This window comes from Hyphobacterium sp., assembly GCF_965229905.1.
In the GTDB taxonomy this organism is placed as follows: domain Bacteria; phylum Pseudomonadota; class Alphaproteobacteria; order Caulobacterales; family Maricaulaceae; genus Hyphobacterium.
Genome location: NZ_OZ245930.1, coordinates 2,590,778 through 2,611,653, shown reverse-complemented (window position 1 = coordinate 2,611,653; position 20,876 = coordinate 2,590,778). Strand labels below are relative to the sequence as shown.

Genomic DNA, 20,876 nt, shown 5'->3' with positions numbered 1-20,876 from the left:
CCCTGAACGACCCTCACACTTGGGGCTATACTAGCCGGAAACGCGGCGCGGAAAACAGCCGTGTCCGTAATTGCGGAGGAATTCATGCTGCGGCGCCTGTTCTCATTTGTCCTGATTTTACTGGTCGCTGCGGTCTTGGCAGCCATCATCCTGCCCTTCATCATCCCGGAATCGGTTTACCGCGAACAAGCTCAGCAGGCCGCCAGCGACAATCTGGGGCGCGAGGTCACGCTGGCAGGCGATGTCAGCCTGCGGATTCTGCCGCGCGTGGAGATCGAGGCGCGCGACGTCACGATCGCAAATGCGGACGGTTTCCGTGCCACGCCTTTCGCGGAAATGGCGGAAATGCGGGTCAGGGTACAACTCTGGCCATTGTTATCCAGGAATGTCGTGATCGAGGAGTTCGTGCTGATCGAACCCACTATCCGGCTCGAGCAACGCGGTGGACGCAACAATTGGACCCTCGGCAATGCCGCGCCGGCAGCCACGGATAGCGCTGCTGAAGGCTGGGTTCGCCGCCCCGGCGCTCTCCCCTTCGAGGCCTCTCTGGGCGATATCCGGATCGTCGACGGGTTTATCAGCTTTGATGACGGTCGGCAGACGCGGGAGATCGAAGGCCTCGATCTCACAATCCGCATGCCGGGGCTCGACCAGCCTTTTGAGATCGAAGGTGAATTGTCGGCCGACGGAGAAGCAATGACGCTGTCGGCCCATCTCGGATCGCTGCGCGGTTTCTTCGACGGAGACGAAGTCACCGCCCGGCTCGAGCTCGGCGGCAATCTGATCGATCTGGGCTTCGACGGAACGATTCCGGCCGGTGAAAGCCTTCGCTATATTGGGCAGCTGACCGCCAATATTCCGTCCATCCGGAACCTTGCAGCTTTTGCCGGCAGCCCGCTGCCGGCTGGTGACGGACTTGAGAGTTTCGCCTTTGCCGGCCAGCTGCGGGGTGGCCTTTCGGATATTTCGCTGGATGCCTCGGGCTCGGGCGGACGCATCCGATTGGACGATATCGCTGCTACGGGTCGTGTCGCCGCCGATCTGTCCGGGCTCCGCCCCGCGATAACAGGCACGCTCAATGTACCCGAGCTGGATGTCACCCGATATATACCCGTCGCGCCCGACACCGGCGAGGTGGCATCAGGTGTTCCGCCTTGGTCGAGCGAGCCGATCGATTTATCGGCACTCGCAGCCGCCGATGCCGACCTGTCCTTGACCGTTGGCCGATTGCAGGTTCAGGAGATCGAGATTTCCGACGCCGCGCTCGACGTCAGTCTCGTCAATTCGCGCCTTGAAGCCAATCTGACGCGGATATCGCTCTACGACGGAAGCGGCTCCGCCAGCTTCATCGCAAACGGCCGGACGGGCACGCCGTCATTCCGGGTTTCCGCCGACATCCGGTCGGTTGCGGCGCTGCCGCTTCTGGAAGCCGCCGCCGGATTTGACCGGCTGTCTGGAACAGGGCGGATTCGCATTGATCTGCTGACATCCGGCTCCAGCCAGGCTGAAGTGATGAACGCGCTAAACGGCAGTGGCGACTTCGCATTTGCCGATGGCGCGATCCGCGGCGTGAACCTCGCTCAAGCGATTCGCGGCATCGAATCGGCACTCACAAATCGCCGCCTGCCAGAAGGGTTCGGCGAGCAGGAGGAGACAGATTTCTCGTCGCTGGACGGTAGTTTTAATGTGAGCAATGGCATCGCCAGCAATTCCGATCTCGTTATGCTTAGCCCGCTGATCCGGGTTGACGGCGCCGGAACTGTTAACCTCGGTGCGCAGACACTGGACTACCGGCTGCGCCCGCGTGCTGTAGCGAGTATTGAAGGACAAGGTGGGGATCGTGATCTGCGCGGCATAGTCGTGCCAATCCTGATCCGCGGATCGTTCAACAATCCAAATGTTGGAATTGACTGGGATGCTGTCGGTCGCGCCTTGCTGCAGGGCGCGGTTCAGAACGTGATCACCGGCCAGGATCCGGAAGATGCCTTGCGCAGTGCTTTGGGCAGCGCGCTTGGTCTCGGCGGAAACGACGATGATACATCTAATGACGACGCTAACGGCGAAAGCGATGAACCTGAGGATCCGGCGGAACGGTTGCTGCGCGACCTGTTCGGTAATCGCGGCGGTCAACAAGAAGAGGACGAAGGGGGCAACGGCAACGGCAACTAGGCTGATGCCGTTGCCATAGGTTCACCTTCTTTTGTTTATCGTCCGCGAATGGATAAGTCTCGCCCGCATGGGAGCAAGCAATGAAACTGACGAATTTGATCCTGGCGCTTTGCGCGACATTGATGATGGCAGCAGCAGCCGACGCCCAGCGCGGCGGAGGCAATCGGTCGCTAACGCTTTATTCCGGGCTGAATTTCACGGGCGAGTCCGTCACCATCCGGAGCGATGTCGTGAACTTTCAGACGATCAATTTCAATGACCGCGCCCAGTCCATTCGCGTCGAAGGGGCTGGAAGCTGGACACTCTGCCATCACGCCAATTTCCGCGGCGTCTGTCACCAGTTTTCCGATGATGTCGGCAATCTGAACCCCTTCCAACTGGCTGGTCATGTCAGTTCGGCGCGCATGGAATATGATGCAGGTACGGGAGGCCCCGGCGGTCCAGGGAGTCTCGATCGGCCACGCAATGGAATTGTTCTGTTCGAGGGCCATCACTACAATGGCGCCTCTGTTCATATCCGCCACGACAATCTCAACCTCATGGGCCGGAACTTCAATGATCTCGCCCGATCCGTCCTGATTGCGCGTGGTGAAGCCTGGGAATTCTGCGAACACGCCAACTACCGCGGGCGCTGCATCACGCTGGACGACGACACGCGCAATCTCGGCCCCTACAACATGAATGATACCGTCTCCTCCGTGCGCCGTGTTTACGACAGCGGCCGCCCGGGTGGCGGATATCCAGGTGGCGGGTATGGCGATGGCTCGCTGACGCTATACTCCGGTCCCAATTTCACCGGTCAGTCGATCAATATCGACCGCGAAACCTACAATCTCACCCGTCAGGGCTGGAATGACCGCGCCATGTCATTGGTCGTCGAGGGCAGCGGCAGCTGGACGATTTGCGAGGACGAAGGATTCGGTTCGCCCTGCCGCACTGTGTCAGGCCGCGTGCGCAATCTCGATGCCTTCGGTCTTGGCAACCGTGTGACCTCGGTGCGCCCCGAAGGATACAACGATCCCGGCTATTATGGGCCTGGCGGCGGATACGGCCCGGATGGCACGCTGACGCTATTCGCGGGGCCGAATTTCAACGGACCATCGATCGTCATCGATCGCGAAACCTACAACCTGACACGCCAAGGCTGGAACGACCGGGCCATGTCGGCCATCGTCAACGGCTATGGGGAGTGGACGGTTTGCGAAGACGCCAATTTCGGTACACCCTGCCGCACCATTTCCGGCCGCGTTCGCAACCTCAATGCCTACGGGCTCGGCAATCGGATTTCGTCTGTCCGGCCCGAAGGCGGCGGCTATTACGGGCCAAAATCCGGCGTCTGGCGCTAATTGCGCTGGAACGGATAGAAATCCGCTCCCAAACCGAGCAGGCCGGTCAGCGAATCCAGTGCTGACCGGCTGTCCTCGATCAGCGAAGGATCACGCAAATCGTCCGGATGCAACCGGTCGCGGTAATGCTGCTTCGCCCAGCCCGTGAGCTTGGCATACAGGTCATCAGACATCAGGCAGTCACGATTGACGGCCGCACACTCTTCATCTGTTAAAACAACCCGCAATCGCAGACAGGCCGGACCACCGCCATTGCGCATGGACTGGCGCACATCGACGAAAGCCACCTTGCCGATGGGGCCGTTGCCGGCTGTCATTCGCGCACAATACTCACGCGTGGAATCCGTTTCTTCGCACTCGATCGGCGCATTCAGCATCAGACGGTCTTCGCCCGGCATGGAAAGCAGTTGCGAATTGAAGAGATAGCTCGCAATGGCATCGCGGATCGGCACCTCATCCTCCGGCACCTCGACGAAGACCGGATCGAACAATCCGTCTGCTGCCCGGCGGATAGCCTGGCGAGCACCTTCCGGATCCGCGAAAGCCATCTCGTGGAAAAAAAGCGTGTTGAGCGTTCCCACACAGACAACGTCATTGTGAAACGCGCCGGCATCTATCGCCTTGCGCGACTGCTTCAGGAAAACGCACCGTGCTGGGTCCAGGCCGTGCCGACGGGCGATCGCTTCGCAGGATTCGCGTGTCTGGCGTGCCGGGAAATGCCCGCTCTGCAACTCGCCACCTTCCCGGCCATAGACAAATATTTCGACGCCCGCCGCACCATGTTCTGCACACAGGCGAACATGGTTGGCGGCGCCCTCATCCGCAAAAGTCGATTGCATGGGTAGCGGGTTATGCACCGCGAATTGCCTGCCGGGAAAGACGCGCTGCAAGGCCCGCTCGGTTGCCGCCCCTTCCAGAGAACGGTGCAGAGTGGTGACGAGGTTGGCCGGTGTCATGTGCAGGCGTTTGTCGGATGTGTCGGTGGAAGGCGATACCGTTGCGGCATTTGCCGCCCACATTGGCGACGCCGAATAGACATTGCGGACCAGAGCCGGGCTGGCCATCCATGAGGATTCGATAATGGCCGCATCGTCTCCCACAAATCCGAGCCGTCGAAGATAGCCGACCGCCGGACGCTCCTGCGGCGGCAGTACGCCTTGCACAAGTCCGGCATCGGCCAATGCCTTCGCCTTTCCAAGTCCTTCGAGAACGGCATCCCTCGGCGACGAAACCGCGCCGCGGTTTTTGTCCGATGCAATATTGCCGAAGCTCAACCCGCCATAATTGTGCGTAGGGCCGATAATCCCGTCGAAATTGGCTTCGACAGCGCTCATGAAAGCCCCATCAGCGAGATGCGCTCCGGCTTGGGCGCGATCTGGCTGGCCACCGGATAGGCACAATAATCCGCCGCATAATAGGCCGAAGGACGCAAATTGCCGGACTGGCCCGGACCGCCAAACGGCATGTTCGATGTGGCGCCCGGCGTCGGCCTGTTCCAATTCACGATCCCGGCCCGTGCTTCAACGCGGAACCGTTCCCACAGTGCACTGTCGTCGCTGACCAGCCCGGCCGACAGACCAAAAGCTGTGTTATTTGCTTCGCGCAGGGCGGCGTCGAAATCCGGCACCCGGATGATTTTCACCAGCGGCCCGAAAACTTCGGCATCCGGATGATCCGTTCCGGTGACATCGATAATCCCTGGCGAAACAAACGGCTCGCGCCGGTCGAGGAGCTTGGCCGGCAGGATGGATTTACCGCCCTCCTCCACGAGCGCCACTTGCGCCTTGATGACTTGCTCGGCGGCTTGCGCCGACACCAGCGGTCCCATGAAGGGTTCCGGATTGTCATTCCATGCGCCCACGGGAAGTTTCTGCGCGATGTCTGCCAGCAACTTTACGAGGGCATCGCCTGCGACGCCATTCTCGACGATGATGCGGCGGGCGCACGAACATCTTTGTCCGGATGTGACGAAAGCCGAAAACGCTGCGATACGTGCAGCCGCCTCAGTGTCCGTCGCGTCCCAAATGACCAGCGGATTATTGCCGCCCATCTCGAGCGCCAATTGAATGCCAGTGCGCCCGGCGAACTTCTTGTGAATGAACTGGCCGGTGTTGTGGGAGCCGGTGAACAGAACGCCGTCCAGCTCGGCGTGATCGAGCGCCGCAGCTCCGGTGTTGCGCGCACCCGGTATCAGATTGACGACACCGGCCGGCAGGCCCGCCTCTTCCCACAGGCGGATCATCATCTCGCCAACAGCCGGTGTCAGCTCCGACGGCTTGAACACGCAGGTATTGCCCGCGATCAATGCCGGAACGATATGACCATTCGGCAAATGCCCGGGAAAATTATACGGCCCCAACACAAACATCACGCCGAGCGGCTTGTGCCGTAATTCTGCGGATCCGAAGTCGGTTTCGTTTTTGAGCTCGCCTGTTCGCTCCGCGTGAGCGCGGATCGATATCGCGATCTTGCCGGCCATCGCGCCGGCCTCTCCGAGGCTGTCCCAGAGCGGTTTTCCGGTTTCGCGCGCAATCAGCTCACCGATTTCGGCCTTGTGCTCCGCCAGCAACTTCCCGAATCGCTCAACGATCTTAAGACGCGACGCCAGCGATTGTCGCGCCCATCGCGGAAACGCCTCGCGTGCCGCCCGGAACGCAGCATCAACGTCATTCACATTGGCCGACCGGCCCGCCCAAACCGTCTCCGACGACGCCGGATCGTGCGAGTCGAACGCCTCGCCCTGTCCGTCGCGCCAGCCTCCGTCGATGAAGCACTGTCCGGTCAATTTCATGTTCTGCTCCAAACTCTGGCCGAATCGCCGGTCGCGAGACCGAGCGCCCGCTGTGCGGATTCCGACAGGCCGACATTCTCGCCGTCGATGGAAACCGACGTCTTGATGGCCCGAAAATCGTCGAACCGGTCGGTCGTCACGATGGCGTCAGTCTCGCCATCGCCGCCGGCAACCGTCATGACCCGGCTTTCACGCCCGGTGCGCGCCTGACGCGTGGGCACCGACATCAAAGGACCGCCATCAAAAATGTCGATATAGCGGTTGTAGGTGAAGCCCTCCCATTCCAGCAAAGCCTTGGCGCCGCCGCCCTGCGCGTGGATTTTGCCAATCACGTCGCGCGCCGCCTCTGGCAACACATCGACATAAATCGGATGCTTCGGCATCAGATCGAGAATGAACTGGTTGTCGATCGCAGCCGCACTCATCCGGTCGGCCTCGTCGAAACTCATCCGGAAAAACGGCCGTGTCACATTATCGAAGAATGGCGAAGACCCGTCTTCGCGCACAACACCGCGCAACTCTGCCAGCACAAAAGGCCCGAACCGGTCGTAATCCGCGGCTATGAGCAGATACCGTGTTTGCGCTACCAACCGCCCGGCGCCGCGTCCGCGAACCTGCTCGCCGACGAACAGCGTTCCAACCTCTGCGCAGCCGGCGAAATCATTCACCAGAAGCATGATATCCATATCGAAGCGCCGGTCGGCTTCCTTGGAGGATTGCGCCAATGTGACGATCTTGAAATCATAATAGGGCTTCGACAGCCCCACCGCGTCCTTGACCGCCGAACACCCGGCCACTTCACCGGTTTCAGTATCCTCCAGCATCATGAGATAGGCCAATTCCTGCGGCCGGCCGGTGGTCGAGCCAAAGGCTTGCAGCGACGCCTCAATCTTGGCCGCCAACTCATCGCGGCTCAGCGCCAGACTCGTAAAGCCGGTGCCCGCCGCATCCGCCAGTTTCACGAACGCATCAATGTCGTCGCGGCGCGCCGCCCGAACTCTCAGCATGTACTAAGCCTCCGCCGCCAATGCGCGTGCTGCTTTTGCGTCGAACTCACCGCTCGCGAATTTCATCAGCATGATGGCCGATAATTTTGCACGTTCGGGAAGACTGGACAGAAGCACGATTTCATCATGCGAGTGAATATCTGCTCCGCAGGCACCGAGCGTGTCGACATTCGGACATCCGGCCGCCCACAGATTGTTCCCTTCGCAGACCCCGCCGGTCGCATTCCACTGAATGTCGAGTCCCAGCGCACTGCCTGCTGCGCGTGTCCAATCGAACATTTGGCGGTTCGCAGCACTCATTGGTTTGGCCGGGCGCGTAAATCCGCCAAACAACTCGGTCACAATGCCATCACGGCGGCCTGTGTCCGCGGTCAGCCGGTTTAGATGGTCCAGGACCCAAGCTTGATCACCCTCGTCCTTAATGCGGACATTGAAACGGACCACAGCGTTAGCGGGCACAACATTCGGCGGACCACCGCCATCTATGCGCGCGACATTGAAAGTCACACCGTCGCGCTCGCCATTGAGCGCATCGAGCGCCAGCGCAAATTCTGACGCCGCGACGATCGCATTCCGGCCCAGATGATGTTCGCGGCCGGCATGGGCTGCACGGCCGGAGACTTTCAGCGACCAGTTTCCTGAGCCCTTGCGGGCTCCCGCGAGCGAGCCATCCGCCAAGGCTGGTTCGTAGGTCATGCCAATATCCGCGCGCGATCCCAACTCATGCAGGACGGGCCCAGAACCGAGCGAGCCGGTCTCCTCGTCCGGACTGATAAGAATATCATAACCGATCCGGCTCCGTTCGGGATGACGCTCTAGCGCCATCAGCCCGTGCAGCATGACCAATAGTCCGCCCTTCATGTCCGCCCCGCCAGGGCCGTTCATCACATCGGCGTCACGCATTGTCCAAGATTGGAAGCTGTTATCCTTCGGAAACACCGTGTCGTGGTGACCCGTCAGCACAATGCGGATGGGCGCTTCGAGGCGTTGCGTCAAACGGAAGGACGGCGTGTAAGCCTGCTCTGTCACATCGCCATTTTTCTCAACGACCGTTGTCGGCTTCAGCGACTGCGCCCGGATCTCGCCCCCGAGCGGCGCAAAAGCACCTTCGAGCTCGGAGCGCATGATCTCCAGACCTTCGGCATTGAGGCTGCCGGAATTGATATTCACCCAGCGCTTCAGGGTTTCGACCATGGAATCCGACTGGTTTTCGATCCAGTTCAGCGCTTCGGACTCGTCGTGTGACAGCGTTATCGCGTCGGTCATATCTACCCTGGTGTTGTGCAGCTTGGGCGTGGTGGCCTGTGCGGAGCCCCCCGTTGTATTGGGCCTATTGAGCAGGTCAAGGCACAGGCCTGTGGCGTCGAAAACTGTTGATCGCGCAAAAGAAAACGGCCCGGCCATTTCTGGCCGGACCGCTTCTTTCAGATACCAACCGTCAGGTTAGCGAAGGTCGATGAGGACCTCTGCGCGACGGTTGAGCGGCTCGCGGACACCGTCAGGTGTCTGCACCGCCAGGCGGGTCTCGCCGAAGGCTTGCAGCGAGATCGCGCTGGCCGGAACGCCGAGGCGAACCAGTTCATCGCGTACCGCACGTGCACGGCGCTCGGACAGACCCACATTGTAGGCTGCAGAACCGGAACGGTCAGTGAAGCCGTCGATCGAGACGCTGGAAACGCCGCAATTACGCGCTTGGTTGACCGCTTGATTGATCACAGCACGCGCCTGATCCGTGAGGTTCGAGCGATCCCACTCGAAGTAGACCACGAAGCCAACGTCTTCACACACCACCGGAGGCGGCGGCGGAGGCGGAGGAGGCGGCGGAGGCGGCGGCGGCGGCGGAGGCGGCGGCGGAGGCGGCGGCGGTGGCGGCGGAGCCGCAAACAGATACCGCAGCTGGATCCAGCCTTCATGACCACCGAAGCGGTCGACCTTGCCTTGCGCCAGGCTTCCACCCGTGAAGTTCACGTTCGGATAGGACGTACCCTGGTAGTCGGTCTCGCCAACGAGGACATAGCGATACTGGGTGTCGAGGATCAGCTGATCTGACAGATGCCAGCCAACGCCCGCCATCAGGTTCACGATGTAGGTGATGTCGGTGTCATCCAGAACGGTGAAGGTCGTTCCGGCCGGGCTGACGATATTCCCGCTGCCATCGACGATCGGCGTGGCGCCGCTCGTAAAGCCTTGCAGGTTCGCAACAGTGTGCGCTGCACCAATACCGGCACCGACGTACGGCGTGGCGAAACCGCCACCGCCGAAATCGCGATAAACGTTGAGCATCAGCGACCAGATGTGCATAGAGCTCGAGGAGTTCTCGTGCGCACCGATCAGGCCAAAGTCGTTGTAGCGGTGAGCCGCTTCAAGCTCGGCGCGCCAGCCGTCGGCCCAGTCATAACCGAAGGCAGCATTCTGGCGCCAATCGCCAGCACCGTTGATTTCGTCGCCGCGCTGGTAACCTTCAACTTCAGCATCGCCGAAGCCGCCATTACCGACGCCGACACTGGCATACCAGCCTTCGTCAGCGGACGCAGCGCCAGCCGCCATCGCGATGGCGCCGGTCGCGGCCGCTGTGAGAAGCCACTTTTTCATTTTACCCCCTCCGGAGGCAAATGCCTCCATCGCGTTAACTAATCAGCCCGGACAAAATCCGGACACAGGTGAAGCGCCATAACGATACGCGCTGTTGGAATAACTACAGGAATTTTTTTTTAGAGGCCAGCCCAAAGCGCGGATTTTACGGTGTTTCCGCGACGCGATTTAGCCGCGGCGCCCTTTGCGATTCCGCTCGCCTGAAACGCGATTTTTGTGCCTTGTTTCCAGTATCTATTGGACATTACCGAAGCGGGATTATGGCTCCAAGCGCCCGCAAGGTCTATTTAGGGTGTTGCATAAACGCACCGGTTCCCTTCGATTTAAGCAAATATCATCCAGACATTGCGCCAGAAAATGGCGCCGGGGAGCCGTCTAGCCGGCAGAATCGGGACGCCGAATACGCACCTCTGCGACCGATTCTGGATCGCCGCGCCGGCCGGGATATGGGCGCGACGGACAGTGAAAAGTTGTGTCCGGGAAATGGTGAGCCCGCAGGGATTCGAACCCTGGACCTACTGATTAAAAGTCAGTTGCTCTACCAGCTGAGCTACGGGCTCCCGAAAGGAAGGCACGACCTATAGGAGGCAGGAGGCGAGGTCAATAATACTGCACGGCATTTGAATTCCACAGGTGCAGTTTCCAACGCAAATGATAAATTCGAATCATGAAAAACACTTGCTTTCTCGCTGTCTTCGGCGTCGTGGCCCTGACTGCTTGCAGCACGGCCGGCCGCGCCGGCGATCTGGGTTCGGCGAGCGTGGAAACGACGCAAACCGCTTTTTCGGATGCGCTTGGCAGGCCGCAAGACCGGCCAGGCCGGATCATGGTCGATGAAGGCGACAACACAGTGCCGACGCCCTATGGCGGCGAAGGCGCCCGCCGGGTCTGCTCGACAACCGCACGGGACATCGCACGGCTCACCGCCGTTCTCGGACCTGAGGTCATCTATGTGCCGGATGAACGCAGCGACGAAACCAGCGAAGAGCGGAGTTGGCGCGAACGTTCCATGATGTGGGCGGGCCGCAGCGGCAGCGCGGTCAGCCAAGGTGCACGCGACCTCTATCATTCGGCGATTGTCGGACTGAACCCCGCGCGTCCCGTACTGCGATTTGTCGGCCGGGCCGGCGAAATCGAGCGCGAAGCTCGCGAACAGCAAACCACAGCCCTTAACCGACGTGCCTATCTGCGCGGCTTGTTCGACGGCTTCGGCTGCGGCGAATCCTATCTGACACGGGCGTTCGACGAATACGACTTGTCGATTCCATCAGACTAAGCCTGCCGCGTCTCACCCTCCGCCCATCGGGTCCGAAATTCCGAAGCGAAAGCACCAAAGCGTTGCTCGCGAATGGCTGCACGCATGCGCGCCATAAGGTGTTCATAGTAAGCCACATTGTGCCAACTGATTAGCATTGCGGCCAGATATTCTCCGGCGCGCACGAGATGGTGCAGATAGGCTTTTGAATATTCGCAGCTGGCCGGACAATCGATCTCGGGATTAAGCGGCGCCGGATCTTCAGCGAATTCCGCACGCTTGAGATTGACCGGACCATAATCCGACCACGCCTGCCCATGCCGGCCAGACCGGGTAGGCATGACGCAATCGAACATGTCGATCCCGCGCGCCACCGCTTCGACGAGATCAATCGGCTTGCCGACACCCATCAGATAGCGTGGGCGGCTGGCGGGCAATTCGGCAACCGTGAAATCGAGCACGTTGCACATCATCTCGCGGCCCTCGCCAACCGCCAGACCGCCGATCGCATATCCATCGAATCCGGTCTCGATCGTGCGTTGAGCTGATTCCTTCCGAAGCGCTTCAAACACCGCGCCCTGCACGATCCCGAACAGCGCCTGGCCCCTCCTCTCACCGAATGCCGATTTGCAGCGCTCGCCCCAGCGCAGCGAAAGCTCCATCGACGTTCGCGCCTCGTCTTCTGTGCACGGGAAGTTGGTGCATTCGTCGAGCTGCATCGAAATGTCGGCGCCTAACAGGTCAGCCTGAATCTCCACGGCGCGTTCGGGTGTGAGTTGGTGCTTCGAACCATCAATGTGGGACTGGAACTCGACCCCGGCTTCTGTCAGCTTCCGTAGGTTGGCCAGCGACCAGACTTGGAACCCGCCGGAATCCGTCAAGATCGGACCGTCCCAGCGCATGAATTCATGCAACCCGCCGAGACGCTTGATACGTTCCGCGCCCGGCCGCAACATCAGGTGATAGGTGTTGCCGAGGATGATATCGGCGCCGGCCGCCCTCACCTGTTCCGGATACAGAGCCTTGACGGTCGCCGCCGTTCCGACCGGCATGAAAGCCGGAGTCCGGATATCGCCGCGGGCCGTTTTCAGAACACCGGTCCGGGCGGCGCCATCGGTGGCATGCAAATCGAAATCGAACGCGCTCATGCCGCCGCCTCGATCAGGCAAGCATCACCATAGGAAAAGAACCGGTAGTTTTCAGAAATGGCGTGCGCATAGGCCGACTGCATCCGGTCGAGTCCGGCAAGGGCCGACACCAGCATGAACAAGGTCGACTTGGGCAAATGGAAGTTGGTCAGCAGCGCATCGCTCATGCGAAAACGGTATCCCGGCGTGATGAAAATGTCGGTCTCCATCGAACCAGCCCGCAAGCCATCACTATCGGCCATGCTCTCGAGGGTACGTAGCGCAGTCGTGCCGACCGGGATGATACGGTGACCGTCATTCTTCGCGCGATTGATGAGGTCCGCTGCTGATTCAGCAACTTCACACCACTCCGCATGCATCTGATGTTCCTCGACATTCTCAGATTTGACCGGCAGAAATGTGCCAGCCCCCACATGCAGCGTCACGCTAACCCGCGCAACGCCGCGCGCGTCAAGCGCCGCCATGAGCCGGTCTGTAAAGTGGAGCCCGGCAGTCGGCGCGGCCACAGACTCTGCCTTGTCTTCGGCGGCATACGTTGTCTGATAATCGTCTTTATCCGCGGCATCGATGTCCCGCTTGGACGCAATATAGGGCGGAAGTGGCGGCGCGCCGACCGCCTGAATCGCGCGCTCAAGCTCTCGGCCTGACAGATTGAATTGAATCAGGAAATCGCCGCCTTCAGACTTTGCTTCAACAAGTCCGCGAAGTTCACCGAACAGAATTTCGTCACCGATCCGCAGCCGCTTGCCAGGCTTTGCAAACGCGCGCCAGCGGCGGTTATCGACCCGCTTGTGCAGATTGAAGGTGACATGCACGTCGCTGGCGTCCGCATCGCGCGCCGGCCGGATGCCGGTTAGCGCGGCATGCATGACCCGCGTATCATTGACCACCAAAACGTCGCCGGGCCGGAGGATGTTGGGAAGGTCAAGCACGCCATGATCGCCGATCGGGCCCTTCGCCGGGATGTGCAACAGGCGCGCAGAATCGCGTGGCCGCGCAGGCCGCAATGCGATCCGCTCTTCGGGCAAATCAAAGTCAAAGTCGCTCAAACGCATGGCGGCGGGGTCTATTCGCTGACCGCGTCCGGCGCAAGCACCCGGACTGCTAGGGCCCTAGAAGACCGATCGCGTTGCCGGCCGGATCTTCGACGCAAGCGAAGGTTTCGCCTTGTGGCGTCGGCAGAGGACCGATCAATGCCTCACCGCCCGCGGCGTTCGCCAGCTCGATTGCCGCCGCGGTATCGTCAACGCGGACACAGATGTTCACATAGTTGTGCGGCTCGTGGCCAAGCGAGGTGAAATGGCCCGATAAGCCTCCTCGCCAGTCTGTTCCGCAGTTATCGACGCGTCGCTTCCCGGCGCAATTTCCTACCCGAAAACCGTCTTATAAAACAGACGGTTTCCTCGAGATTCCGGCGTCAGATCTCGAAATGCACAACCGGGTCAGACATCGTCAAGCGGCTTCCAGGCGCGCCGCAACGATCTTGCCGGGGTCTGCCGGCGGTTCGCCTTTCGGCAGCGCGTCGATATGCTCCATGCCGGAGATGACTTCGCCCCAGACGGTGTACTGATTGTCGAGATACGGCACCTCGTCCAGGCAGATGAAAAACTGGCAGTCCGCGGAGTTAGGATCGGATGTCCGCGCCATCGAGCACGCGCCGCGCACATGCGCGGCGGCATTGAACTCGGCGTCAATCTTCTGGCCGGTACCACCCATTCCATTTCCGTCCGGGCAGCCGCCCTGGGCCACAAACCCGTCAATTACGCGGTGGAAGGTGAGCCCGTCATAAAAGCCGTCTGCCGCGAGTTCGGATATCCGCTCGACATGTTTGGGCGCGAGGTCGTCACGCAGCTTGATGACAACATCGCCACCCTCGAGCTCAAACACCAGATTCTGATCGGCCATGTTCTACTCCGTAATGCGGAACGGCACGTCGACGTCGCAAATATCCAGTCCCTGATCCCAATACGGCCCCAGCCAAATGGCAAAGGCCTCCGAATTCGTGTCGATCACTTCAACCGTGACCTGTGCCTCATAGCTCTCGTCCGAGCCGACCCGCATCGCGCGGATCGTGTCAGGCGAGAAGTTGGCGTCCTGCCCCATCGTGCCGACGGCAATCGCATTGACAGCGTCTTGACCCGATCGTACGCGGCCCCAGACGGTATATTGCGCGTTAAGATGCTCGGCATTGCCGCGCGTGATATAGAACTGGCTGCCAGCACTATTCGGATCGTTCGTGCGCGCCATTGCAGCGGCCCCTTCGCAATGCAGGAGCCAACTTTCAACTCGTCCGTCGGCTGTGATCCCGGAAAGCGCTTCGGCCTGGGTTCCGACAGGAAAACCGTTCCAAAACCCCGCCCGGGCCATGGCCGGATTGCTGCGCGGATTGATGACACGGCCCTGAGTCTCATAAACCCTCAATTCCGAAGGATCACGCCGCACCGTAAATTCACCAGGAACCCGATCCATCTCGGTCGAGTGCGCCGGATTGCTGCGGCTGCCGCCCCCTTGCGCAACGAATCCGTCAATAACGCGGTGCCAGACCAAAAAATCGTAGAAGCGTTCATTGGCGAGCGTGGTCATCCGCTCGACATGCTGCGGCGCAAACTCCGGCGCCATCTCGATAACGATCATGCCGTGATCGGTTTCGATATAGAGCAGGCGATCTTGCGGCACTTCCCGCCAGGCATCGTCAGGAAACTCATATTCTTCAGCCGCCGCATCGACGCCCACCGGCTCGTCCTGAACAAGGCTTGCCAGCTCGGCTTCCTGAGTTGCGGCCGAAGTCATTGCGGTATCCGCTTGTGCGGCATCATCGCTTGCCGAAGACTCATCGACCGAATTGTCGGCGCAAGCCGCGGTGGCCAATGCCAGTCCGAAAACTCCAGACAACCAGAAGCGTTTCATGATCCGAATTTCTCCATCAACATTGCCTTTACGGAGGGCGAAACGAATGCATTTACATCGCCGCCCAGACGCGCGATCTCCTTGACCAGACGGGACGCAACGGCCTGGTGACGCGGATCGGCCATCAGGAACACCGTTTCGATGTCCGCGTTCAGACGCTGGTTCATCCCCACCATCTGGAACTCATACTCGAAGTCTGACACCGCCCGCAGGCCGCGCACGATGATGTTGGCATTCACTTCTTCCGCGAAATGCATCAACAGACCGTCGAACGGGCGCACCTCGATCTCCGTTTCGGTATGGAGTTCGTCGGCGACCTGCTGGGCCATCGCCACCCGCTCATCGAGCGAGAAAAGCGGGCCTTTGTCCTCATTAATCGCCACGCCGATCACCAGCCGGTCGACCAGCTTGACCGCACGGCCGATAATATCGACATGGCCGTTCGTGATGGGGTCGAACGTGCCCGGATAAAGCGCGATGCGCTGGGTCATGCTTCGCTGTCGCCTTCGCCCGCCGTCTCTTCGTCGGCGTCATCCTCGCCGCTTTCCGCGATCCGCACAACCGACACAACCGATTCACCTTCGCGGGGCTTTAACAGAGTCACCCCGCGCGTCGCCCGTCCGGCAATCCGGACGCTGTCGACCGGGAAGCGGATCAGCTGACCGCCGTCTGTGACCGCCATGATCTGGTCGGCATCCTCGACCGGGAAACTCGACGCCAGCGGCATGCCGCGTGACAAATCATGGCCGGCCACGCCCTGCCCGCCACGATTCATGGTCCGGTATTCGTATGCGGAACTCCGCTTCCCAATTCCGTCCGCCGCGACGGTCAGCACAAATTCTTCCGCGCCGCCAAGCTCCGCGATCCGCTCTGGTGACAGCGCCGCTTCTTCGCCGGCCTCGAGTGAAATGTCCTCAATATCCTCTCCCTCTTCGAGATCGGACATCGCCCGGCGCATGGCTGCTGCGTGTTTCAGATAGGCGCGCGCCTCCTCCGGGGTGATATCCACGTGATGCAGCACAGCCATCGAGATAACGTGATCGCCCTTGGCCAGCTTCACGCCGCGCACGCCGACCGAGTTGCGGCCGCGGAACACGCGCACATCGGTCGTCGCGAAGCGGATTGCCCGGCCCTTGCGGGTGTGCAGCAGCACATCGTCCTGCTCGGTGCACAAGCGTACATCGACGATCCGGTCCTCGCCGTCCAGCTTCATCGCGATCTTGCCATTGCGATTGACCTGCACGAAATCGGAGAGCTTGTTGCGCCGCACCGTGCCCGCCGTGGTGGCGAACATCACGTCCAGCTTTTCCCATTCGTCCTCGTCTTCCGGCAGCGCCATCACCGAGGTGATCGTCACGCCTTCGTCCAGCGGGAAGAGATTTACGAGGGCCTTGCCACGTGTATTCGGCGCACCGATCGGCAGCCGCCACGTCTTCGACTTGTAGACCATCCCATCAGACGAGAAGAACAGGAGCGGCACATGCGTGTTGGCGACGAACAGTGTCGCCACGAAGTCCTCATCCTTCATCGACATGCCGGAGCGGCCTTTGCCGCCCCGCCGCTGCGCACGGTAGTCCGACAGCGGCGTGCGCTTGACGTAGCCACCATGCGTCACCGTCACGACCATGTCTTCGCGGGCAATGAGATCCTCGTCCTCGACTTCCAATTCGACATCAAGGATCTCAGTCCGCCGCGGCACCGCGAACTGCTCTTTCACTTCCTGAAGCTCGGTCCTGATGATGTCCTGGATTCGGGCGCGCGATTTAAGAATATCCAAGAGGTCCTGGATCTTGTCGGCCAGTCCCTTGGCCTCGTCGCCGAGCTCCTCGCGGCCCAGCGCGGTCAGGCGGGCGAGCCTCAGATCCATGATCGCCTGCGCCTGTTCCTGCGTCAGGCGCAATGTGTGCCCCTCGCTGATGACGGAGCGCGGGTCCGCAACCAGTGCCACTAGCGACGCCACATCGGTGGCTGGCCAATCTCGCTCCATCAGCTGTTCGCGTGCCGTCGCCGGGTTCGGCGCCTTGCGGATCAGGCTGATGACCTCGTCGATATTGGCCACCGCCAGCGCCAGGCCGACAATGACATGCGCCCGCTCGCGCGCCTTGCGCAGATCGTGGCGCGCCCGGCGTGCCACAACCTCCTCGCGGAAGGCGAGGAAGGTTTGCAAATAACCGCGCATACCCATCAGCTGCGGGCGGCCACCCACGAGCGATAGCATGTTGACGCCGAAATTCTGCTGCATGGGCGACCAGCGATAGAGCTGATTGAGGATCACCTCGGCATTAGCGTCCTTCTTCAGCTCGATCACCACCCGCATGCCGGTGCGATTGCTCTCATCCCGCAAATCGGCAATGCCCTCGATGCGTTTCTCGCGCACCAGATCGGCAATCTTTTCGATCATCGACGCCTTGTTCACCTGATAGGGAATGGCCGTGACGATGATCGCCTGGCGATCCTTGCGAACCTCCTCGATCGAGGTCGTCGCCCGCATGATGACCGAGCCACGGCCCGTGGCGAGCCCGGAGCGCGCGCCGGCCCGGCCAACAATTTGCCCGGCGGTCGGGAAGTCCGGTCCCGGCACGATGTCGAGCAGGTCGAGATCGGTGATCTCAGGGTTTTCCAGGAGCGCCACCGTGGCATCGATAATTTCGCCGAGATTGTGCGGCGGGATATTGGTCGCCATGCCGACCGCGATACCGCCGCCGCCATTCACCAGCAGGTTCGGATAGCGCGCCGGCAGCACCACCGGCTCGCTCTCGGATCCATCGTAATTGTCCGCAAAATCGACGGTCGACTTGTCGATATCGGCCAGCAGCGCCTCGGCCGGCTTGTCCATGCGCACTTCAGTGTAACGCATAGCGGCCGGCGGGTCGCCGTCCACCGAGCCGAAATTGCCCTGCCCATCGAGCAGCGGCAGTCCCATCGAGAAGTCCTGAGCCATCCGCGCCAGCGCGTCATAGACCGCCTGATCGCCGTGCGGGTGGTACTTACCGATCACGTCACCGACCACACGCGCCGATTTCCGGTATTGCTTGTCGTGCGTATAGCCCTGCTCGTGCATCGACCAGAGAATGCGCCGGTGAACCGGCTTCAGCCCATCGCGCGCATCCGGGATGGCGCGGCTGACGATCACGCTCATGGCGTAATCGAGATAGGAGCGGCGCATCTCGTCTTCGATGGTTATCGGCGCAATGCCGTCGCCGAGCGGCGGAGCGCCCTCGTCGGAGATCGGCGGTTCGTTGTCGTCGCTCAAGGATACCTCTTGCGTCTGTCAGGGGCGCAGAAAAAGTCGCCAATGGCGCGCCCGGAAACCGGCTGTAGAATCGCCGGAAAAACTGGCATCCAGCCTAGCCTTTTAGTGGTGCCGGGGCAAACTTGTGGCGCTGCTTCGGAACAGTCGGAAATATATGATTTCATTCGTTTATGACGATGACGCCCTGATCCTCATAGCTTCCGCATTGGTCAGGGCCATGCATTCGGTCTTATTGGTCGCTATTGCAGCGTCTTATCGCGTTTCTGTGAGCTCAAATCCGGTCACCGATTCCAATCCCTGGCGAACAAGCCGCTCGCGAATACGTCCATCACCCGTGTGGAAATCAAGATCGACATTGAGTGCGAAGAAATAGACGTCATTCCCCGCTTCCAGCCAGCCGACATACCAACCAATATTCGTCATCTCGCGAATGCCCCAGCCGGTTTTGGCCCGCAAAACCCATCCGCCCCCGCGATCCGCTTCCATGATGTCGATGACGCTGTCCATGACATCAGTGTGGAAGGGCAATTCCCGCGCCTCTAGGCGGCGCAGGAAACCGACCTGTTCACGCGCCGATATCCGCAGCGTGCCGTCGAGCCAAAAGGCCGTGACATTTTCCGGATTGCCGATTTCGCCATTGCCATAGTCCAGCCCGGCGATTTGCGCCTGCATCGCCGCATGACCGGCTTCCGCGGTCCAGGCCTGGAAGGCCCATACGGCCGAACGTTGGAACGCCGTTCTCAGGCTCTGCGCCTCGTCCCATCTGCCGCCGCGCGGCACCCCGTCCCAGTCAATCTGGTCATCATCGGGATCGGTGACGGTGCCGAGCTGCAGCTGGATCAAGGCATTAGGAATTTTGAACGTGGAGGCTGGCGCAAACCGTATGTCGGCGCGATCCGGATAAGCCGTCCATTCGCGGCCGTCGGACAAGCGTTCGATCACCAGCGTGCCAGCTAAGCCTGCATCGTCAAACAACACATTCAGGTCATCAGCCGGCGCCATCCCAGCGCCCGTCAGGAACAGGATACCCAAGAGCAAAGTCTTCATGCTTCACCTCGCGGCGCAAAACCTTGCGAGGCAATGCGGCACGAATGGGGCCAACTATGCGACTTCGAACCGGGTCTCAGAATCTGCCGGAATCGTTACTGTCGGGCGGCCACAAGAAAAATCCTGTCCGGAGAAACCCTATTCGTCGGATGTGGCGAGGTCGCGTGTGCCCATCGTGATAGCCAAAAGGGCTTGGTTCTCGCGAATATTCCGCCGGACCTGTTCCTGAACATTCGGCCAGACCGCCTCCCGTTTCAGCCACTCATCCTGCGGCATGGACGCGCCATTGACGGCCGCGAAGAAGGCCGAATCCGACGCCGAACAAATCCACCAGGGCGAGAAGCTGCTGGCAAAGATCTCGTTCGAATCCATGAGCCGCTGCAGGGCGCGCTGCATGCGCTCGGTGCGCGCCGCGCCGCCGCCCTCTTCATTGATGTTCATCAATTCCGCGACTTCTCTGCCGGCCATATCGGTGATCACCGGAATGCCTTCCGTGGCCGTCGAGTCGACACAGCGCAGCGCGTCATACAGCGTGCGCGCCCGCGCCAGCAGGAAGACATAGACCGCTTGCTCGGCATCGAATGAGGCGTACCGGCGGGCCGACTCGAAAAGCATGCCCGGCGGGATGCTGTTGCGTGCAGAGAATAATTGTTCGGCAATTTCACGGTCGCGGATTTCGGCTTCGCCGCGTAACGTGCCCATCTCGGCCAGCAATTCACCCCATGCATATTGCCCGATCACGAAATGCGTCCGTGATCCATCCGACAGGGTGATTTCCATCAGCTCGGGATTTCGCGTGCCGCCATATTCCTGGGCGGTGGCCGCCCCTGCAAGCAAAAGGGCGGCCAGAAGACCGCCGACAAAACGTGAAAACTCGATCAAAACGGTATCTCGTCGTCCATATCGTCATTCCGGAAACTGTCGCGGTTGTCGGACACCTGTCCACCGCCACCGGAACGATCGCTGGCACGATCATAGCTACCGCCGCCAGTATTGTCGCCCCGGCTGTCCAGCATTTGCAATTCACCGCGGAATCGCTGAAGCACGACCTCCGTCGTATAGCGGTCATTGCCGTCGCGATCCTGCCATTTCCGAGTTTGCAACTGGCCTTCGATGTAAACCTTCGAGCCCTTGCGCAGATAATTCTCGGCGACCTTGGTGAGGTTCTCGTTGAAAATCACCACATTGTGCCACTCGGTCTTCTCGCGGCGCTCGCCGGAAGACTTGTCGCGCCAGTTCTCCGACGTGGCGATCCGCAGATTACAGACCGGATCCCCGGAATTCAGACGCCGGATCTCTGGATCGGCTCCAAGATTGCCGACAAGTATGACCTTATTGACGCTGCCCGCCATATCCCCATC

The 20,876-nt window shown here is 60.7% G+C and carries 18 protein-coding genes and 1 tRNA gene; 3 read left to right on the top strand and 16 right to left on the bottom strand.

Going from position 1 to position 20,876, the window contains the following annotated elements; all coding sequences use genetic code 11:
• Positions 1-60: 60 nt before the first annotated feature.
• Both ACO08C_RS13030 and ACO08C_RS13025 read left to right on the top strand, forming a co-directional pair.
• A complete protein-coding gene (locus ACO08C_RS13030; RefSeq protein WP_421786186.1) occupies positions 61-2,169 on the top strand; it encodes an AsmA family protein in 2,109 nt (702 codons plus the stop codon).
• Between the two features lie 80 nt (positions 2,170-2,249).
• Positions 2,250-3,515: a beta/gamma crystallin-related protein gene (locus ACO08C_RS13025; protein WP_421786184.1), complete on the top strand. Its 1,266-nt coding sequence runs from the start codon at positions 2,250-2,252 to the stop codon at positions 3,513-3,515.
• On the opposite strand, the gene astB is transcribed toward ACO08C_RS13025, so the two are convergent.
• The 6 genes from astB to ACO08C_RS12995 all read right to left on the bottom strand — a co-directional run bounded on the left by astB (position 3,512) and on the right by ACO08C_RS12995 (position 10,465).
• Complete coding sequence (gene astB, locus ACO08C_RS13020; RefSeq protein ID WP_421786183.1) at positions 3,512-4,849, bottom strand: N-succinylarginine dihydrolase; 1,338 nt, start codon at positions 4,847-4,849, stop codon at positions 3,512-3,514. The two genes, ACO08C_RS13025 and astB, sit on opposite strands and share 4 nt — an antisense overlap.
• Positions 4,846-6,306 carry a succinylglutamate-semialdehyde dehydrogenase gene (gene astD / locus ACO08C_RS13015; protein WP_421786182.1) on the bottom strand — a complete coding sequence of 487 codons (1,461 nt, stop codon included), beginning with the start codon at positions 6,304-6,306 and terminating at the stop codon, positions 4,846-4,848. The genes astB and astD overlap by 4 nt, the downstream gene beginning before the upstream one ends.
• Positions 6,303-7,313: an arginine N-succinyltransferase gene (locus ACO08C_RS13010; protein WP_421786180.1), complete on the bottom strand. Its 1,011-nt coding sequence runs from the start codon at positions 7,311-7,313 to the stop codon at positions 6,303-6,305. Before ACO08C_RS13010 ends, astD begins: the two co-directional genes overlap by 4 nt.
• 3 nt (positions 7,314-7,316) lie before the next feature.
• A complete protein-coding gene (locus tag ACO08C_RS13005) occupies positions 7,317-8,579 on the bottom strand; it encodes a hydrolase (protein ID WP_421786179.1) in 1,263 nt (420 codons plus the stop codon).
• A gap of 177 nt (positions 8,580-8,756) precedes the next feature.
• A complete protein-coding gene (locus ACO08C_RS13000) occupies positions 8,757-9,905 on the bottom strand; it encodes an OmpA family protein (protein WP_421786177.1) in 1,149 nt (382 codons plus the stop codon).
• A 484-nt stretch (positions 9,906-10,389) separates the two neighbouring features.
• Positions 10,390-10,465, bottom strand: a tRNA-Lys gene (locus ACO08C_RS12995).
• Between the two features lie 107 nt (positions 10,466-10,572).
• Here ACO08C_RS12995 and ACO08C_RS12990 point away from each other — a divergent pair.
• Positions 10,573-11,181: a hypothetical protein gene (locus ACO08C_RS12990; protein WP_421786176.1), complete on the top strand. Its 609-nt coding sequence runs from the start codon at positions 10,573-10,575 to the stop codon at positions 11,179-11,181.
• Here ACO08C_RS12990 and tgt read toward each other — a convergent pair.
• The 10 genes from tgt to ssb all read right to left on the bottom strand — a co-directional run bounded on the left by tgt (position 11,178) and on the right by ssb (position 20,867).
• On the bottom strand, positions 11,178-12,308 hold the full coding sequence (tgt, locus tag ACO08C_RS12985; RefSeq protein WP_421786174.1) for a tRNA guanosine(34) transglycosylase Tgt: 1,131 nt from the start codon (positions 12,306-12,308) through the stop codon (positions 11,178-11,180). The two genes, ACO08C_RS12990 and tgt, sit on opposite strands and share 4 nt — an antisense overlap.
• Positions 12,305-13,363: a tRNA preQ1(34) S-adenosylmethionine ribosyltransferase-isomerase QueA gene (queA, locus tag ACO08C_RS12980; RefSeq protein ID WP_421786173.1), complete on the bottom strand. Its 1,059-nt coding sequence runs from the start codon at positions 13,361-13,363 to the stop codon at positions 12,305-12,307. The genes tgt and queA overlap by 4 nt, the downstream gene beginning before the upstream one ends.
• Before the next feature lie 49 nt (positions 13,364-13,412).
• Complete coding sequence (locus ACO08C_RS12975; protein WP_421786172.1) at positions 13,413-13,574, bottom strand: VOC family protein; 162 nt, start codon at positions 13,572-13,574, stop codon at positions 13,413-13,415.
• Between the two features lie 186 nt (positions 13,575-13,760).
• On the bottom strand, positions 13,761-14,213 hold the full coding sequence (locus tag ACO08C_RS12970; RefSeq protein WP_421786170.1) for a peptidylprolyl isomerase: 453 nt from the start codon (positions 14,211-14,213) through the stop codon (positions 13,761-13,763).
• 3 nt (positions 14,214-14,216) lie between these two features.
• On the bottom strand, positions 14,217-15,215 hold the full coding sequence (locus ACO08C_RS12965; protein ID WP_421786168.1) for a peptidylprolyl isomerase: 999 nt from the start codon (positions 15,213-15,215) through the stop codon (positions 14,217-14,219).
• Complete coding sequence (gene coaD / locus ACO08C_RS12960; RefSeq protein WP_421786166.1) at positions 15,212-15,706, bottom strand: pantetheine-phosphate adenylyltransferase; 495 nt, start codon at positions 15,704-15,706, stop codon at positions 15,212-15,214. The genes ACO08C_RS12965 and coaD overlap by 4 nt, the downstream gene beginning before the upstream one ends.
• Positions 15,703-18,468 (bottom strand): DNA gyrase subunit A, encoded by a 2,766-nt coding sequence (gene gyrA, locus ACO08C_RS12955; protein WP_421786165.1) that lies wholly within the window; start codon positions 18,466-18,468, stop codon positions 15,703-15,705. Before gyrA ends, coaD begins: the two co-directional genes overlap by 4 nt.
• A gap of 252 nt (positions 18,469-18,720) precedes the next feature.
• The gene (locus tag ACO08C_RS12950) at positions 18,721-19,515 is read right to left on the bottom strand and encodes a penicillin-binding transpeptidase domain-containing protein (RefSeq protein ID WP_421786164.1); all 795 of its coding nucleotides are present in this window, start codon (positions 19,513-19,515) and stop codon (positions 18,721-18,723) included.
• Between the two features lie 138 nt (positions 19,516-19,653).
• Positions 19,654-20,397 (bottom strand): hypothetical protein, encoded by a 744-nt coding sequence (locus ACO08C_RS12945; RefSeq protein WP_421786162.1) that lies wholly within the window; start codon positions 20,395-20,397, stop codon positions 19,654-19,656.
• Positions 20,394-20,867 (bottom strand): single-stranded DNA-binding protein, encoded by a 474-nt coding sequence (gene ssb / locus ACO08C_RS12940; RefSeq protein ID WP_421786161.1) that lies wholly within the window; start codon positions 20,865-20,867, stop codon positions 20,394-20,396. Before ssb ends, ACO08C_RS12945 begins: the two co-directional genes overlap by 4 nt.
• Between the last annotated feature and the right edge of the window lie 9 nt (positions 20,868-20,876).